This is a genomic window from Pseudomonas gregormendelii, assembly GCF_017114825.1.
Lineage (GTDB): Bacteria > Pseudomonadota > Gammaproteobacteria > Pseudomonadales > Pseudomonadaceae > Aquipseudomonas > Aquipseudomonas gregormendelii.
Genome location: NZ_JADEVO010000011.1, coordinates 74,824 through 92,284, shown reverse-complemented (window position 1 = coordinate 92,284; position 17,461 = coordinate 74,824). Strand labels below are relative to the sequence as shown.

The window sequence follows — 17,461 nt, the reverse complement described above, 5'->3', positions numbered from 1 at the left end:
GTTCTGTCAGACCATAGAAAAAGGGCGACTTCGGTCGCCCTTTTTTACGCCTGCGATTCAGCAAACCCCCATTCCCCAATTCCCCTCCAAATCCCGAATATCCCCAATCCCCCCCCGTAGGAGCTGCCGAAGGCTGCGATCTTTTGATCTTTTGATCTTTTGATCTTTTGATCTTTTGATCTTTTGATCTTTATCGGCCCCACGCGCATCATCCGCTGAACCAACACCCCCACCAAACTGTCCCTTTCTTTAACAGGATCAATCGCTTATTTGCAGCTACTCTAGAGCATAGGGCGCAAGCACCCTCCGGTAGGGTGCCTGACTAATAAGGAAGTGCATGAACAAGCTCATGGTCGCCATAGCAGTACTGGCACTGGCAGGCTGCACCACCAGCGCCAAGACCCATGCGGTGCGTGGTGTCAGCGGGATAGAGATCGATTGCTCCGGCCTGGGCTCGGGTTGGGAGAAATGCCGCAAGCGCGCCGACAAGGAGTGCAAAGCGGCAGGCTACAAGGTTATTGCAAGGTCGGATGACGCCAAGGACGAGGATGAATACCCATTCGGTTTTAATCCCGCAGGCTACCTGACACGCACCATGGTGGTGATTTGCAGGTGACTGAACAAGCGGCCCGCCAGCTTGAGACGCCCGCAAATAGGGCGACTCAAAGCCGGTAACGATATGTCAAATCTTGGACTGTTCAAATGGCTCCGAGCGTGCTAAAACCTTTGAAGCGCTGATCTAGCTGCTTGAAAAAGAAGGGAAAAATATGACGAAGTCGGAGTTGATCGAACGAATTGTCACCCATCAAGGGCTGCTCTCATCCAAGGATGTGGAGCTGGCCATCAAGACCATGCTTGAACAAATGTCCCAATGCCTGGCCACCGGGGATCGAATCGAGATCCGAGGTTTTGGCAGCTTCTCATTGCACTACCGCGCACCGCGGGTAGGGCGCAATCCCAAGACCGGGCAGTCGGTTAGCCTGGATGGCAAGTTCGTTCCGCATTTCAAGCCGGGGAAGGAGCTGCGGGATCGGGTTAATGAGGATGAGGAGGAGGGGGTTTGACAGCCTTTGATTTTCGAGGAGTTGCTGATGCGTAACTTGAAGCGCGTGGTGCTGGCCGTATTTGTTCTGTTGCTGGTTCTGGCGACTCTCGCATTCGTGCTCGAGAATCAGCAGTCGGTTTCTCTCTTGTTCCTTGGTTGGTCAGGGCCACAGCTACCTGTATCACTGGCGATGCTTTTCGCCCTTCTGATGGGAATGTTGATCGGACCTTTGCTCGGTTGGTTCATCAAGCGTAAATCCTTACGGTCCAATTATCCCGGTTGAGCACGGCCCGTATCGAAAAATGTGTTTTCCTTTAGCCGCTGCTTGTCTACATCCATTAGTAAAATAGTCATTAAGCTGTAAAATGCTTCGCTTGTCCGAAAGCGGCTGGTTCCGAGGTCGGGCAGACTGACTCTGCAAGTAGCCTCGGGTCATTGCCGGCTTTTGCATTAATGGATTAGACAGTGCTCGGTTGGCGGCCCTGTCAGTAACTCAAGGGTATGTTTCGCGTGAAAATTCTAGTAACCGGCGGCGCCGGATTCATTGGTTCGGCGGTGATCCGTCACATCATCTCCAACACTTCCGACTCAGTCGTGAACGTCGATAAGCTCACTTACGCCGGTAACCTTGAGTCTTTGGCAGGGGTCAGCCAAGACTCCCGGTATGTATTCGAGCGCGTTGATATTTGTGACCGTGACCAGGTCGATAGGGTTTTGCGCGAACACCAGCCGGACGCGATCATGCACCTGGCCGCAGAGTCTCATGTCGATCGTTCAATCTCCGGCCCGTCTGAATTCATCCAGACCAATATCATCGGCACATACACCTTGCTGGAAGCCGCACGGCATTACTGGCTGGCGTTAGACGATACGCGTAAAGCCAGTTTCCGTTTTCATCATATTTCAACTGATGAAGTATATGGAGACCTGGAAGGTCCCGAAGATCTTTTCACCGAAACGACACCCTACCAGCCAAGCTCGCCGTACTCCGCCAGCAAGGCCAGTTCCGATCACCTGGTACGTGCTTGGGCGCGCACGTACGGTCTGCCAACACTGGTGACCAATTGCTCGAACAACTACGGCCCGTGCCACTTCCCTGAGAAATTGATCCCGCTGATCATCCTCAATGCGCTGGACGGAAAGCCTCTCCCTGTTTACGGTAAAGGTAATCAGGTACGTGACTGGCTTTACGTCGAGGATCATGCCCGTGCACTTTATAAAGTCGTCACTGAAGGCGTAATTGGCGAGACGTACAACATCGGCGGACATAACGAAAAGCAAAACATCGAAGTGGTGCACACCTTGTGCGCATTGCTCGATGAACTGCGTCCAGACTCCGCACATCGTCCGCATGCCAGCCTGATCACCTACGTTCAGGACCGTCCTGGGCATGACCAGCGCTACGCTATCGATGCCAGCAAAATACAGCGGGAGCTGGGCTGGACGCCGGAAGAGACCTTCGAAACCGGCATTCGCAAGACGGTTGAATGGTACCTGGGTAATACGGAGTGGGTAGAGCACGTTAAAAGCGGAAGCTACCAGCAGTGGATCGACCAGAACTACTCGGATCGCTCGGGCAAAGCATGAAAATCCTCCTGTTGGGCAAAAACGGTCAAGTCGGATGGGAGCTCCAACGTTCCCTCGCTCCACTGGGTGAGCTGATCGCACTGGATCGTCAAACACATGATGGCTTGTCGGGCGACCTGTCTGATCTCGACGCATTGCGCGCGACGATTCGTCAGGTCAAGCCTGACATCATCGTCAACGCCGCCGCGTACACCGCCGTGGACAAGGCAGAGTCGGAAACGGAATTGGCAGACACGGTTAACGGTCTGGCAACTAAGGTCATGGCAGAAGAAGCTGCAGCCATGAGTGCCTGGCTGATTCACTACTCCACCGATTACGTCTTCAACGGGCAGGGCTCTACGCCTTGGCAGGAAACTGATGCCGTCGCCCCCGTAAATCATTACGGCTCCAGCAAGTTGGCGGGAGAGCAAGCGGTCATTGAATCCGGATGCAAGCATCTGATATTCCGCACCAGTTGGGTATACGGCGCTCGTGGAAGCAACTTTGCCAAGACCATGCTTCGACTGGCTAAAGATCGCGAAACATTAAATGTCATCGCTGACCAGATAGGGGCGCCCACGGGCGCCGATCTGATTGCAGATGTGACGGCGTTAGCGATCCAGCAAGTTGTGCTGCGCCCAGAACTGTCAGGTCTATACCACTTGGCAGCAAGCGGTGAGGTTTCATGGCATGGCTACGCAACTTACGTGATCGAATTCGCCAAGGCCAACGCCCAACAGCTGGCTGTCAAAGCTGTAGATCCCATAGATACTACCGCGTACCCAACGCCTGCACGCCGTCCTTTGAATTCGAGACTGAATACTCGGAAGCTGCGTGACAATTTTTCTTTGCACTTGCCGGATTGGCAAAGTGGCGTATCCCGAATGCTTATGGAAGTTCTGAACAAATGACTACAACAAATCGTAAAGGAATCATTCTCGCAGGCGGCTCAGGCACTCGGCTCCACCCACTTACGTTGGGTGTTTCGAAGCAAATGCTACCGATTTACGATAAGCCGATGATTTTTTATCCGCTTTCGGTACTGATGCTTGCGGGTATGCGTGAGATCCTCATCATTTCGACACCTGAAGACCTTCCGTGCTTCAAGAAGCTTTTGGGTGATGGGAGTCTTTACGGGATCAAGCTCTCCTATGCTGAGCAACCTAGCCCCGACGGGTTGGCACAAGCTTTCATCATCGGTGAAGAGTTCATCGGTAAGGACCCTTGCTGCCTGATTCTTGGAGATAATATTTTCTACGGTCAGCACTTTTCCGACAACTTGCGCTCAGCCGCCTCCCAGCAACAGGGCGCAACGGTGTTCGGCTACCATGTTTCCGATCCGGAACGCTTTGGTGTTGTCGAGTTTGATAAGTCTGGTCGAGCTTTAAGCATCGAAGAGAAGCCGCTTAAGCCAAAATCCAGCTACGCAGTCACGGGTCTGTACTTCTACGATAACGAAGTCGTGGAAATTGCAAAGAGCATTAAACCTTCTGAGCGTGGTGAGCTGGAAATCACCGATGTGAATCGTGCCTATCTTAAGAAAAACGCCCTGAATGTTGAAATGCTGGGCCGGGGCTTTGCTTGGTTGGACACAGGGACTCACGACTCCCTGCTTGAGGCAAGCCACTTCGTGCATACAATTGAGCAACGGCAGGGCCTGAAAGTCGCTTGTCTCGAAGAAATCGCTTACAACAGCGGTTGGATCACGGCCAACCAGTTGGCCGCTCAAGCAACGGCATTGAAGAAAACGGGCTATGGTCAGTATTTGCAGAAATTGCTGGATAATCCTTCCCATTGAATCGAGAGACTTGATGTCTGAGCGGTTATCCAAGTCGCTAAGCACCGACGTGTGTAGTAATCCATCTCTGTGACAAGGTTCCCTGGAATGGATTACTGCACGCAGTCGATGATGGTGACGTCTTGGTGGATAAAAATTCCGGATATGTATTGCCTGTATCGATGATCTACGGGAAGCAACAGAACCCGCTATTGATCTCAAATCATCGAGTTTTACCGATTTTTGGAGGATGCCAGTGCGCTTCTTCCATTGTTCGATTCTCGCCCGCAAGGAATCTGATGGCAGTGCGTCAGAAGGGGGAGGCAGAAGCTGATAAATGGATGCTGAAGAGGATGACATTTGCATCCAATCCACCGAAATATTGAAAAGGTTAAACCTGATATGGCGAACAACCCGGCAAACACGCAGGGCATGAATGAGATCAACCTGTATGAACTGGTTGTGGCGTTGTGGGCTCAAAAATTTCTGATCGTGGGCGTTGCCTTGGTCGTAACACTGGCAGCTGCAACGTATGCATTCGTCACTAAGCCTGTCTATGAGGCCCGCGTTTATCTCCAGCCGCCTACCTTGAACGGAATTGCCGATTTTAACTACGGGCGGACCAGAGACTCAGAACTGACACCTATTACGATCAAAGATGTCTATGACGTGTTCACACGCTGCCTGCAGAGCGAAACATTACGTCGCGCCTTTTTTAAGGACACTTACCTGCCTTCACTCTCAGAGTCAGAGCGCGGTGGTTCGCAAGATGTACTGTATTCCAAATTCTTGAGAGAGCTGACTATCGGTTTTCCTACCAAGGAGCAGCCAGATCGCTATTCAATCGCCGCAGAGGGTGAGGACGCCGCTCAAGTCACCGATTGGGTGAAAACATTTGCAGCCACGGCGGGTAGTGCTGCCGAGAACGAAATGATAAGAAACACTACGCGCGAAGCTGAGGTCCGGGCCCGGAACCTCGGTCAGCAGATCAGCACCATTCAGGAGACCGAGAGCCGAATCCGCCAGGACTCTATTACGCGGTTGCGAGAAGCGCTTACGATTGCCGAGGCAATTGGTCTGCAAAACCCTCCCATTATTTCTGGCAATCTGTCCGCTGAGGTGTCTGCCGCAATGGATGGACAGTTGACTTACATGCGTGGTAGCAAAGCGCTCAAAGCTGAAATCGAAAACCTGGAAAATCGTAAGTCTGATGACCCCTTCATCGAAAAGCTGAGAGCGTTGCAGATCAAGCAAAGTTTTTATCAAGATCTGCAGGTTAGTCCAGAGACCGTTTCTGTTTACCGGCAAGATGGTCCGATCGAACAACCAGACCGCCCCATCAAGCCAAAGAAAGGCCTGATCATTCTGCTGGGACTGCTGCTGGGTACGATACTGGGTGTCATGATTGCATTGATTCGTTATTTGGTACTGACCAAAAAAAGTGCGTAGTTTTGTCCTAGCTTCACGCAATTATCCAACTCTTAGAGAAGATACTGAAGAGGTCCCAGTATCGCGTGAGAATATCTGGTCGGCGAGGCGGGCCTGTCAGATTGGCAGAGATCTGACAAAATAAGGTTTGCCGCCGACTCGACGGTAATCCGGAGGAATGCAATCCACGCCGGGACTCTCGAGTCGTTCGGAGGCCGCATGATTTCATTACGTGAGCTATTAGAATGTCTCTTAGAAAAAATACATTGTGGAACTTGCTAGGCAGCGGAGCCCCATTTTTGTTGGGGGCTATGACTATACCCTTCTTGCTGAACAGGGCGGGTGTTGAGATATTCGGAATTTTAACTCTTGTCTGGGTTTTGATAGGCTATTTTAGCTTGTTTGATTTCGGTCTCGGTCGTGCGTTAACTCAAACCGTTGCCAAAAAACTCGCGGGTGGGACGAAGGAAGAAGTTTCAAGAATTATAAATCTCGGTCTTGTCATGGTTTTGGCGGCCGGAGTTTTTGGCGGGGTACTCCTTGCGTGTACAGCATTTCCATTGGGGATGCGATGGTTGAGTGTCAGCCCTGAGTTACAGCATGATGTTGTCATCTCTCTCTTGATAGCCTCTGTGGGCATACCTTTGACTACACTGACGTCCGGTCTGAGGGGGGTGCTGGAAGCCTATGAAGAGTTTGGCAACGTCAATCTTTTGAGAGTGTTGCTTGGGTTGGCAAATTTTGGCATGCCGGCTATTACAGTCCTGATTTGGGGGCCAATGTTAGAATGGATGGTAGCGAGTCTGGTCTTGTCTAGATTTATCGTTTTCTTGGCGCACGCCTATTTGGTTCGTCAGAAAACAAAATTCTATTGGATCAAACCAAAATCCCATCCTGAAGAGGTGAGGGGGTTGCTGACGTTCGGTTCTTGGATGACTTTATCGAATCTCATCAGCCCGTTAATGGTAACTGCGGACAGATTTGTTATTTCATCTGTTGTGGGCGCCAGTTTGGTGGCTTATTACACTGTGCCATTTGAAGTCTTGATCAGGTTTTTAATACTTCCAGCGGCGTTAACTGCTGCGCTGTTTCCCAAGTTGTCGGCGCTGATTGCGGTAGATATCGCGGCTGCGGAAAGGCTTTTCAAAAAATCCGCATTGCTCATCGCAGTTGTGATGTTGGTTATATGTTCTGTTGCTTCCGTAGGGTCACTGTGGGGAATGACGCTGTGGCTGGGGCAGGATTTTGCCGAGCACTCCTGGCGTCTCGCATCGATATTGGCTGTCGGGATTCTGTTCAACTCGATCGCACAAGTTCCTCATGCCGCCGCGCAAGCGGCAGGAAATGTGAAGGGCACCGCGCTCGTGCATTTGGCAGAATTTTTTATATATTTCCCCTGCCTATTTATCTTTGTGCATAATTTCGGCCTGATCGGAGCGGTTGTGGTCTGGGTGATGAGGGCATTCATTGATATGTCTTTAATGTTTGTGCTAGCGCGCATTGTGTTTTCAGGGAACAAGAAGGGGGCCATATGGGCCGCGAAGTAGCCATAGGGATAGTTGTATACAACGCTGGTGAAAATCTGCTGGGTCGGCTGAAGATGGCCGTGGCAGCAGGCCACAGCGTATATATATTCGACAATTCACCTTCTAATGATTCTGTAAAGCAGTTAGCTAAAAATCAAGAAGGTATCGAGTATTTTACATGTGGCAATAATGTCGGTTTGGGGTATGGCATTTCTACAGTTTGTGCTCAAGCGGAGGCAGATAATTTCCAAGCTTTGATGTTTTTCGATCAGGATACGGGATTTAGCAAAGAAACTTTGGATTTCGTCGAGCAATTTTATTCAGATAAAAAACATCTTGTTTCGGAATACAGCGCCTTCTTATTCAACGCCAAAAATGTCGGCGAAGGTGCTACGAATCACGGTGGACTGAGAGATGTCCTTTTGGCCATCAATAGCGGAAGCCTTTATTTTTTAAAGAACCTTAAAAAATTGGGATGGCATGACCATAGCTATTTCGTTGATGGTGTTGATTATAAGTTTTGCCTTGATTCCTCCAAGAACAATATGAAGATCGGGGAGTGCTCTTACACGCCAGGTTTTGATCATGTTACGGAGCAAGAAGATAGTATTTACTCATTCCTAGGAAAAGACTATCAGTTCAGGCCTTATTCTTTCAAGCGTATCGTAGATACTTCTGTTTCCAGCGTCAGGTTGATTACTTACTCGCTGCTGAATGGTGAGTGGAAATTTTTGAAGGTCTTCGTTCGGTTGTTTTCTATTTATCTCGTTACTCAAGTTTATGTGCGGGTTGCCAATTTCTGGAGGCGTAATAAAAATGTCTAATTCAGACAGCGTAGAAAATGCAAGTTACAAAGTTTTCACCGTCTGTAATTTGGCTTATTTGCCGAAAGCTTTGGTGTTGGCTGAGTCACTCGCGGCTTTCAATCACACGAAGCTGAAAATCTTTATATTTGATAAGAAAATTGAAGGCGATCTGCCGCATGATTTGGCAGATTTTGAATGGGTTGAGGATCTTGGTTTAGAAAACTTCAGTCATTATGCATTTAAATATGATATTACCGAGTTTAGTACAAGCTTGAAGCCCTGGTTAGCGCTAAGGCTACTGGAGTCTGCGCAGAAAGTAATATTTTTGGATCCTGATACGTGCTTGTTTAACTCGCTTGATCCTATTCTGAATCTTCTTGATAAAGAAGAAGTAATTCTTACGCCACATTATGTAACTCCTCATCCAGAAGGTGATGTGGGCATGATGCGTTTTGGCTCGTTTAACTTGGGTTTTTTTGCAGTTAATAGTTCGTCAGAGAGTGTCAGATTCCTGAATTGGTGGAACGAGCGCTGTCTTGATCTTTGTTATTTTGAAACTCAATTTGGATTATCAACTGATCAAAAGTGGGTGAGTATTGCTCCGTGTTTTTTTCCGAAGCTTCATATCTCCTTTGATCTTGGTTTTAATGTGGCCTTCTGGAATGCGCATGAGCGTGTAGTTTCCGTAAATCCGCAGGGCGGGTACTTGATTAATAACCAATACAGTCTGATTTTTTTCCACTTCAGCTCCTTTGACGAAAAAAATCCAGACTTGTTGAGCAAGCGCGAATTTGCCGACAGAGAGACTGGGCGAACTGACTATTCTGAACTGGCTCATCGCTACAATAAGTCATTGCAGCGTTTGAAAATTCCGATTTCAAAAACCAGATATGGTTTTGACTATATGTCTAATGGCGATTATGTATCGCCAACTTTGCGACGTGCATATGCGAGTGTTTTGAATGACCTGCCTCGTGGTCATGATCCGTTTGATTCGAATGGACCTGTAGCAGCATTTGCAAAGAAGAACTATTTGATCAGCGACAAGTCGGGGTACCAGCCGACTGGTTTTGGTGATATTGAAAGTAACAGAAGCAAGTTTGTGATAGTTAACAAGCTAATGAAAATGGCACTTTACGCTTTGGGGCCAAACCGATTCATGAATTTTTCTCGCCTGCTCGTATATCTTTCGAGCTTTAGGCTGAATCGGGATATGTGGAAACTGTAACTGCAGGTGGCTTTCAGTAGTGAGGGTTGGTTAAGTAGCGCCGGCTTTTAAGACTGTTAAGTAAGGCTGAACGCGCCTGAGGGGGGAAGCCCCCTCTTTAAGCTCAGTCCTACAGTTTTTTATATCTGAATCGCGCGGATCTGACATTGAATATTCAAGCTGAAATTTCCAAGGCACCAAAGCTGGGCATTTTATCAATTTATTTGCTGTGGATTGCCTGTCTGTTTGATCCGATAGGCCAAATTTATCACATCAAGTTTGCGGCGATAGCCCTTGTCTATGTTGTTCTCGGATTAACAGTTGTCCTAGAAAGCGCGAGAATGCGCTTAGATGCATTTTATATTTTTGCATTTGTTTTATTTGTTCTTTACCTCCCTGCTTATGGCTTGTTAATGGCGGTCTTGCGAGGGGGCGTATCTGGGGTATTCATAGATACATCTTATATTTCAGCTGCTGTTTATATGGTTTGTTCACTGTTGTATCTGGCGCCCGGTTATCTATGGTGGGCATATCGCGCACTCGTGGTATCGCTGCGGCTTTTAAGTGCTGTAATTCTAGTTAGCTTCCTATTTATTGCTACAGATACGTTCACTGACTTTGTCTACTTTTTTGTTGCTAATGGTGTGGCTTACGTTGGTGAGAGAGAATACGCAGGTGTAGCGTTCTACTATATATATTTTATAGCATCGCCAATGCTGATTTTTCTACTTTGTCATGAAACATGGAAGATGTTGGACAGGCCGTCTCTTAAAGCTGCTGTGTTTCTAATGCTTCCTGTATTTGCATTATTTCTGTCAGGTACCCGTGCGAGTATAATTTTATCTCTGTGCGCTCCTATTTTTGTATGGATGTGGCACCGGTTTGGACGAGGTGCCATCGCATTGATATTATTGTCGATCATCTTGGCTTTTACCGCTTTATTGTTCATCGATGTACCTATCGTAAATGAGATGTTTGGAGCCGGGGAACAGAGTAATGCGACGAAGATAGGATATCTGGGAAGTTATGGCGAAATTTTCGCCAGTCCTCAGGTGGTATTGTTCGGTCAGGGATTCAACGCGCATGTGTGGTCACCAGTTCTTCAGAACATGTTGCCAGAGGGGGCTAGTAAGACAGAGCTAACGTACGTGGAGCTCCTTCGAGTATTTGGTTTGTCCGGTACCGCGATGCTGGTTTTTCTGCTTGCATTTCTGTCGCTCAGTGGAAAGGTAGCGAAGTCTGGGTATCCATGGATTGCCCCTTCGATATTTCTATATTCTGCGATATCAGCGATCAATCCATACATATTTTCCTCAAATGGGATGCTTTTGATTGGTTTCGCGACTGCGGCCATTGCATTTGCGCCGTCTGTAACCACGCTGGATTCATTGCCAGGTGAGAGTGATAATGGAACGCTTGCCTCTGATGGGCTATGATTATGCCGGCAAATATTGACTTTATAAGGGCTTGGTGATGTTCGAAAATAAAACGCTGCTTATCACTGGAGGTACGGGTTCCTTTGGGAATGCCGTTCTGAAAAGATTTCTTTCTACAGATATCAATGAAATTCGGATCTTTAGTCGGGATGAGAAAAAGCAAGATGATATGCGCAAGCGCTATGCCAGTCCGAAACTGAAATTTTATATAGGTGATGTTCGTGATTACCAAAGTGTTTTAAATGCGACTCGTGGGGTGGACTATATTTTCCATGCCGCAGCACTGAAACAAGTGCCTTCCTGCGAGTTCCACCCGATGGAAGCAGTTAAAACCAACGTGATCGGCACTGATAATGTGCTCGAAGCTTCGATTCAGAACGAAGTAAAGCGTGTAGTGTGCTTAAGCACCGATAAGGCGGTATATCCAATTAACGCAATGGGTATTTCGAAAGCGATGATGGAAAAAGTCATGGTCGCGAAATCTCGAAATGTCGATGAAACCAAGACTGTCATATGCGGCACGCGTTATGGAAATGTGATGGCCTCGCGCGGTTCGGTTATTCCGTTGTTTATTGACCAGATCCGAGCAAGCCAAGCGTTGTCCATTACCGATCCAAATATGACACGCTTTATGATGACGTTAGCCGATGCGGTGGATCTTGTATTATATGCGTTTGAACATGGTAATAACGGGGACCTATTCGTCCAGAAGGCGCCAGCTGCTACAGTAGAGACTCTTGCGCTTGCGTTGACTTCAATGTTGGGACAGCCCGAGCATCCTATTCAGATAATAGGTACCAGGCATGGTGAAAAACTGTACGAAGCTCTATTAAGCCGCGAAGAAATGGCCTGTGCGGAAGACATGGGTGAATATTTTAGAGTGCCACCTGATTTGCGTGATTTGAACTACAGCAAATTCGTAGAGCAAGGCGAAGAAAAGATTTCCACGATGGAAGATTATAATTCGCACAACACCGTGCGTTTGGACGTCGAAGGTATGAAGAAACTGTTGTTGAAACTCGATTTCATGCGTGCCATCCAGCGCGGCGAACATGCAGTGCCTGAGGAATAAAGAATGAGAGTCTTGATTACCGGTGCGAATGGATTTGTAGGCAAAAACCTTATCGCTCACTTACAGGAGCGCAAAGACGTTGAGGTGCTCCGATTTTGCCGAGAAGACAATGTAGCCAGTCTGGACTCGCTCGTATCTGAAGTGGATTTCATTTTCCATTTGGCCGGTGTCAATCGCCCCGAGCATGTTGAAGAATTCAAGGTCGGCAACGCCGATCTGACTCAGGCGCTATGCTCAGCAATACAGTCCAGTGGGCGTAAGGTCTCTGTTCTATATACTTCATCAATCCAAGCTGAGTTTGGCAACGCTTACGGCGACAGTAAGCGTAAGGCTGAAGAAGCGTTGCTCAATCTGTCGGCCACTTCTGGCAATCAAGTGCATCTGTTCAGGTTGCCGAATGTATTTGGTAAATGGGCTCGGCCTAATTATAATTCTGCTGTAGCAACGTTTTGTCATAATGTTGCGCATGACTTGCCAGTTGTTATCAATAATGCTGACGCGACAATTTCCCTTGTCTATATCGATGATGTCGTTAAAAAGTTCATTTCTGTGATGGATGGGGCGGAATTCGCTGGTCCATTTTTGCAAGTTGAGCCTAATTACAGTATAACTGTGGGTGATCTTTCATCACAAATCTACGCTTTCAAAAATAGCAGGGAGTCGATGATAACTGAGCGCGTTGGTACCGGTCTGGTCCGCGCTTTATATTCGACGTACCTCAGCTATCTACCACCTGAATCTTTTACTTACCAAGTTCCTAAGCATGGAGACGCTCGCGGAGTATTCGTCGAGATGCTCAAAACCAAGGATTCTGGTCAGTTCTCATACTTTACTGCGCATCCGGGTATAACCCGCGGCGGCCATTACCATCACACAAAAACCGAAAAATTTCTTGTTATCTCTGGTAAGGCTTGCTTCCGATTTCGTCATATAGCTTCGGGCGAGTTCTACGAATTATACACTGACGGCGAAACGCCAGAAATTGTAGAAACCGTACCTGGCTGGAGTCATGACATTACCAACGTTGGCGAAACCGAAATGATCGTGATGCTGTGGGCTAACGAGATCTTTGATCGTGAGTTTCCGGACACCTACACGATGCCAGTGGGCACCGAAGCCTGATCGAATTAGGAATTTATCAAAATGAAGAAGTTGAAGATTGTTACTGTTGTCGGCACCCGTCCAGAAATCATTCGCTTGTCGCGCGTTATCTCAGCGCTGGATAAGTATTGTGATCACGTTCTGGTGCACACAGGCCAGAACTACGATTACGAATTGAATGAGATTTTTTTTCAAGACCTTGGGATCCGCAAACCCGATCATTTTCTAAATGCAGCAGGCAGCAGCGGTGCTGAAACCATCGGGAATGTGATCATTGCTGTGGATCAAGTGCTTGCCGCTGTTCAGCCAGAGGCGTTGCTGGTTTTAGGTGATACCAATAGTTGCATGGCTGTCATCCCTGCCAAACGACGTAAAATTCCAACTTTTCATATGGAAGCCGGTAATCGTTGTTTCGATATGCGGGTGCCTGAAGAAATCAATCGGCGAATCGTAGATCATACGGCTGATATCAATCTTACTTATAGCACTATCGCTCGCGATTACTTGCTAAAAGAAGGTCTGTCTCCTGATATGGTGATTAAGACCGGTAGTCCAATGTTTGAAGTTCTTAATTATTATCGCGATGGCATAGAGTCTTCTGACGTGTTGGCACGTTTGGGGCTCGTATCCGGTAAGTTTTTTGTAGTTAGCGCGCACCGTGAAGAAAATATCGATTCTGATAAGAATCTTCTGAAGCTGGTCGATGTTCTGAATACCGTGGCGTTGACATTTGGTTATCCGGTCATTGTTTCGACTCATCCACGCACTCAAAAGCGTGTTGATGCGATGGGTATTGTATTCCACGACAACGTAAAATTGCTTAAGCCATTGGGCTTCAAAGATTACAACAAACTGCAGTTGGAATCCAAGGCGGTACTTTCTGATAGCGGTACAATCAGCGAAGAGTCTTCGATACTTAATTTTCCGGCATTGAATATCCGTGAGGCCCACGAGCGTCCAGAAGGCATGGAAGAAGCTGCAGTGATGATGGTCGGGCTCGAAGTTGAACGGGTGTTGCAAGGGTTGATGGTATTGGATTCACAAGCCTCTGGGGTGGAGCGAACGTTGCGCTTAGTTGAAGACTACAGCATGCCCAATGTGTCCGAAAAGGTAGCCAGGATCGTACATAGTTATACTGACTATGTGAATCGCATCGTCTGGAAACGTTACTAATTCGAGTTGTGATCATGCCTGAGAAGAAACTGAGAATCCTGGTAGTAACGCAATATTTTTGGCCAGAAAATATGCGTATAAACGACTTGGTTCGCGATTTTACCGACAAAGGACATTCGGTCTCCGTGCTCACGGGGCTGCCTAATTATCCTGAAGGGACCGTATTTGCTGAGTTCCAGGCGGCGCCTGAGCGTTTCGGGGATTACCATGGTGCCGAAATTGTCAGGGTGCCAATGTTGCCGCGGGGTAAACGCAGTATCAATTTGGCACTGAATTATCTCAGTTTCTTCACCAGCGCTTCAGTTGTCGGGGCGTACAAATTGCGGGGTAAAGAGTTCGATGCAATTTTCGTGTATGCGGTATCACCTATCATGGCAGCCATACCCGCGATAGTAATTGGCCGACTGAAAAAAGCGCCGGTGTTCGTTTGGGTCCTGGATCTTTGGCCTGAGACGCTCAGAGCTGTCGGCGTTATGAAAAAGCCTGCATTGCTGGCAATGGTTGGTAAAATGGTTTCATGGATTTATAACCGTACTGATTATTTGCTACTGCAGTCCCATGGTTTTTTTGAAAATGTGCAGAGATACTGCACAAGAAATATTGCTTCCGAGCGTCTGGTCTATTTTCCGAGTTGGGCCGAAGACGATTTTTCCGCAGTGGACAATCGAACTACCTCCTTGCTTTCACGTGATGAAACAGTATTCACTGTTGTGTTCGCGGGCAATCTGGGTGAAGCGCAAGATCTGCCTGCTGTGCTAGACGCAGCCGAAAGCTTAGTTAACAAGGTTTTTGTGCGTTGGGTAATTGTCGGCGATGGGCGTATGAGTGAGTGGCTAAGTCAACAGGTCCATTCCAGAGGGCTTGGAAATGTTTTGCTGCTAGGTCGACATCCTCTTGAGGAAATGCCAGCTCTATTCGCGTGTGCGGATGCTTTGCTCGTCTCGCTCAAAACCAATGACGTATTCGAAAAGACTATTCCCGGAAAGGTGCAGGCTTATCTTGCCTCAGGCAGGCCGTTGCTAGGCATGATCAATGGTGAGGCGGCACGAGTGATTGGGGAGTCGGGCGCCGGTCTGACATGCTCTTCCGGCGATTCGAACGGTTTGGCGGAAATAACGTTGGCTCTTGCGCAATCAGACGCGAGTCAATTAAGGGCAATGGGTGAATCCGGGCGTCAGTATTACTTGGATAACTATTCGAAGAATCGACTTTTAACTCAACTGGAAGATCTTTTTAGAAATGCAACTTTAAGAAAGGCCAGCCAATGATGCGGCACTCAATCTTATTGACCGGGGCGACTGGTTTCGTAGGCGGCGCTATTCTTAAACGTTTACTCAACGAAAAGACGCATAGTGTTTCTGCCGTTGTCCGACAAGAATCTCAGCTCAACGTACAGGACGTACCTACACTGCGAATTGGCTCGTTTGATGGCGACACTGCGTGGACAGGAGATCTCACAAAATTTGATGTGATTATTCACTCCGCGGCGCGAGTTCACGTCATGAATGATGTCGAATCGGATCCATTGGCTGCGTTTCGTAAAGTGAATGTCGCTGGTACGTTGAATTTCGCTCGTCAGGCGGCTGCCGCTGGTGTTCGACGATTTATCTTTATCAGTTCAATCAAGGTCAATGGCGAAGGTACGAAACCAGGTGGTTTCTACACCGGCGACGATTCTCCTGCTCCTGCCGATCCTTATGGCATTTCGAAAATGGAGGCAGAGCAGGGCCTGCGCCAACTGTCGACGGAAACCGGAATAGAGGTGGTCATTGTCCGCCCTGTTCTCGTCTACGGACCAGGCGTCAAAGCAAACTTTTTAAGTATGATGCACTGGTTGGATAAGGGCATTCCCTTACCTTTTGGCGCCATACATAATAGCCGTAGCCTCGTCGCGCTGGATAACCTGGTCGATCTTGTCGTGACCTGCATTGATCATCCAGCTGCCGCCAATCAGACGTTTCTTGTGAGCGATGGAGAGGATTTATCTACGACCCAATTGTTGGCCAGAATGGCCAAGGCACTTCACAAGCCAGCGCGACTTATTCCAGTTCCCAGTTGGATGCTTGAAGGAGGCGCAGCGATGCTGGGCAAGAAAGCACTTTCCCAGCGTCTCTGTGGATCTTTGCAGGTAGATATTACAAAGACTCGCAATCTTCTGGGCTGGACGCCACCAGTGAGCGTCGATGAGGCATTGGCGGCAACCGCATTACATTTTAGGGACAATCAACAACAATGATTTACTTGTGGCTAGTACCTGCTATCGCCTTGCTTGCCTTGTCGCTGACTGCAGCCTTACGTCGTTATGCGCTAAGTCGCAGCATTATCGATATCCCTAATGCCCGGAGTTCGCATTCAATCCCAACGCCGCGTGGTGGGGGAGTGGCGATCGTCATCGCTTTCCTCATATCGCTGCCTGTTCTTGGTTATGTGGGACTGGTTGAATGGTCTCCGCTGATTGCTGTAGGCGGCGCGGGTATTTTGGTCGCTGTGATAGGATTTATGGATGATCATGGTCACATAGCTGCCAGATGGCGGTTACTGGGCCATTTTGGCGCTGGGATATGGGCACTGGTGTGGATGGGAGGGTTTCCTCCCATAGTCATCTTCGGAATGAGCATGGAGCTTCGTTGGTTTGGGTATGTGCTGGCTGCCATCTACCTGGTCTGGCTTTTGAATCTTTACAATTTCATGGACGGAATTGATGGGATTGCCAGCATTGAAGCCTTGTGTGTTTGCCTTGGCGCATGTTTCCTGTATTGGCTCAACGGTACTCCGGCGCTGATATGGGCACCGCTGGTATTGGCAATGGCGGTTTTGGGGTTCCTCTACTGGAACTTTCCCCCCGCACGCATTTTCATGGGGGATGCCGGTAGTGGGTTCCTTGGGATTGTGTTGGGAGTGCTGTCGATTCAGGCCGCCTGGGAGTCTTCCGCTTTGTTTTGGTCATGGTTGATTCTTCTCGGCGTATTCATAGTCGACGCTACGTTCACGCTATTGCGGCGATTGATACGAGGTGACAAGGTCTATGAAGCTCATCGCAGCCACGCTTACCAGTTTGCATCGCGGCGATTTGGCAGGCATTTGCCAGTGACTATAGCTGTGGGTGCAATTAACTTATTCTGGTTGCTACCTATTGCTTTATGCGTCACTTACTGGGGGCTGGACGGCGCCTGCGGCCTTGTGATGGCCTACATTCCATTGATCATTATCGCTGTGAAATTCCATGCAGGGGCGCTTGAGAGCTCGGTTTCTCCCTCTGCCAGTTAAGCTATGCGAATTGATTTAACGAGTGTTGTAGTTGTCCGAATGGGTACAATGATTGCG

Annotated in this window: 17 protein-coding genes; all 17 read left to right on the top strand. The window is 48.4% G+C overall.

Going from position 1 to position 17,461, the window contains the following annotated elements; all coding sequences use genetic code 11:
• The first annotated feature begins 337 nt into the window (after positions 1–337).
• Positions 338–616, top strand: coding sequence for a hypothetical protein (locus IMW75_RS10305; RefSeq protein WP_205892548.1), 279 nt, complete (start codon positions 338–340; stop codon positions 614–616).
• Between the two features lie 151 nt (positions 617–767).
• A complete protein-coding gene (ihfB, locus tag IMW75_RS10300; RefSeq protein ID WP_003218804.1) occupies positions 768–1,064 on the top strand; it encodes an integration host factor subunit beta in 297 nt (98 codons plus the stop codon).
• Between the two features lie 27 nt (positions 1,065–1,091).
• Positions 1,092–1,328, top strand: coding sequence for a lipopolysaccharide assembly protein LapA domain-containing protein (locus tag IMW75_RS10295; protein WP_205892547.1), 237 nt, complete (start codon positions 1,092–1,094; stop codon positions 1,326–1,328).
• A 227-nt stretch (positions 1,329–1,555) separates the two neighbouring features.
• Positions 1,556–2,632 carry a dTDP-glucose 4,6-dehydratase gene (gene rfbB / locus IMW75_RS10290; RefSeq protein WP_205892546.1) on the top strand — a complete coding sequence of 359 codons (1,077 nt, stop codon included), beginning with the start codon at positions 1,556–1,558 and terminating at the stop codon, positions 2,630–2,632.
• Positions 2,629–3,522, top strand: a complete 894-nt coding sequence (gene rfbD, locus IMW75_RS10285) for a dTDP-4-dehydrorhamnose reductase (RefSeq protein WP_205892545.1) — start codon at positions 2,629–2,631, stop codon at positions 3,520–3,522. The genes rfbB and rfbD overlap by 4 nt, the downstream gene beginning before the upstream one ends.
• Entirely contained in the window at positions 3,519–4,409 is an 891-nt protein-coding gene (gene rfbA / locus IMW75_RS10280; protein ID WP_205892544.1) for a glucose-1-phosphate thymidylyltransferase RfbA, read from the top strand. The genes rfbD and rfbA overlap by 4 nt, the downstream gene beginning before the upstream one ends.
• Positions 4,410–4,790: 381 nt before the next feature.
• A complete protein-coding gene (locus tag IMW75_RS10275) occupies positions 4,791–5,837 on the top strand; it encodes an LPS O-antigen chain length determinant protein WzzB (RefSeq protein ID WP_205892543.1) in 1,047 nt (348 codons plus the stop codon).
• Positions 5,838–6,061: 224 nt separating this feature from the next.
• Positions 6,062–7,363: a flippase gene (locus IMW75_RS10270; RefSeq protein WP_205892542.1), complete on the top strand. Its 1,302-nt coding sequence runs from the start codon at positions 6,062–6,064 to the stop codon at positions 7,361–7,363.
• On the top strand, positions 7,348–8,166 hold the full coding sequence (locus tag IMW75_RS10265; protein WP_205892541.1) for a glycosyltransferase: 819 nt from the start codon (positions 7,348–7,350) through the stop codon (positions 8,164–8,166). Before IMW75_RS10270 ends, IMW75_RS10265 begins: the two co-directional genes overlap by 16 nt.
• A complete protein-coding gene (locus IMW75_RS10260) occupies positions 8,159–9,376 on the top strand; it encodes a putative nucleotide-diphospho-sugar transferase (RefSeq protein ID WP_205892540.1) in 1,218 nt (405 codons plus the stop codon). Before IMW75_RS10265 ends, IMW75_RS10260 begins: the two co-directional genes overlap by 8 nt.
• A gap of 146 nt (positions 9,377–9,522) precedes the next feature.
• Entirely contained in the window at positions 9,523–10,791 is a 1,269-nt protein-coding gene (locus IMW75_RS10255; protein ID WP_205892539.1) for a hypothetical protein, read from the top strand.
• 37 nt (positions 10,792–10,828) lie between these two features.
• Positions 10,829–11,863: a polysaccharide biosynthesis protein gene (locus IMW75_RS10250; protein ID WP_205892538.1), complete on the top strand. Its 1,035-nt coding sequence runs from the start codon at positions 10,829–10,831 to the stop codon at positions 11,861–11,863.
• Positions 11,864–11,866: 3 nt separating this feature from the next.
• Entirely contained in the window at positions 11,867–12,985 is a 1,119-nt protein-coding gene (wbjC, locus tag IMW75_RS10245) for a UDP-2-acetamido-2,6-beta-L-arabino-hexul-4-ose reductase (protein WP_205892537.1), read from the top strand.
• 21 nt (positions 12,986–13,006) lie between these two features.
• Positions 13,007–14,137 (top strand): non-hydrolyzing UDP-N-acetylglucosamine 2-epimerase, encoded by a 1,131-nt coding sequence (gene wecB / locus IMW75_RS10240; RefSeq protein ID WP_205892536.1) that lies wholly within the window; start codon positions 13,007–13,009, stop codon positions 14,135–14,137.
• Between the two features lie 14 nt (positions 14,138–14,151).
• On the top strand, positions 14,152–15,405 hold the full coding sequence (locus tag IMW75_RS10235; RefSeq protein WP_205892535.1) for a glycosyltransferase family 4 protein: 1,254 nt from the start codon (positions 14,152–14,154) through the stop codon (positions 15,403–15,405).
• Positions 15,405–16,373 (top strand): UDP-glucose 4-epimerase family protein, encoded by a 969-nt coding sequence (locus tag IMW75_RS10230; RefSeq protein WP_045059625.1) that lies wholly within the window; start codon positions 15,405–15,407, stop codon positions 16,371–16,373. The genes IMW75_RS10235 and IMW75_RS10230 overlap by 1 nt, the downstream gene beginning before the upstream one ends.
• Positions 16,370–17,404: an MraY family glycosyltransferase gene (locus IMW75_RS10225; RefSeq protein ID WP_045059622.1), complete on the top strand. Its 1,035-nt coding sequence runs from the start codon at positions 16,370–16,372 to the stop codon at positions 17,402–17,404. The genes IMW75_RS10230 and IMW75_RS10225 overlap by 4 nt, the downstream gene beginning before the upstream one ends.
• Positions 17,405–17,461: the final 57 nt, after the last annotated feature.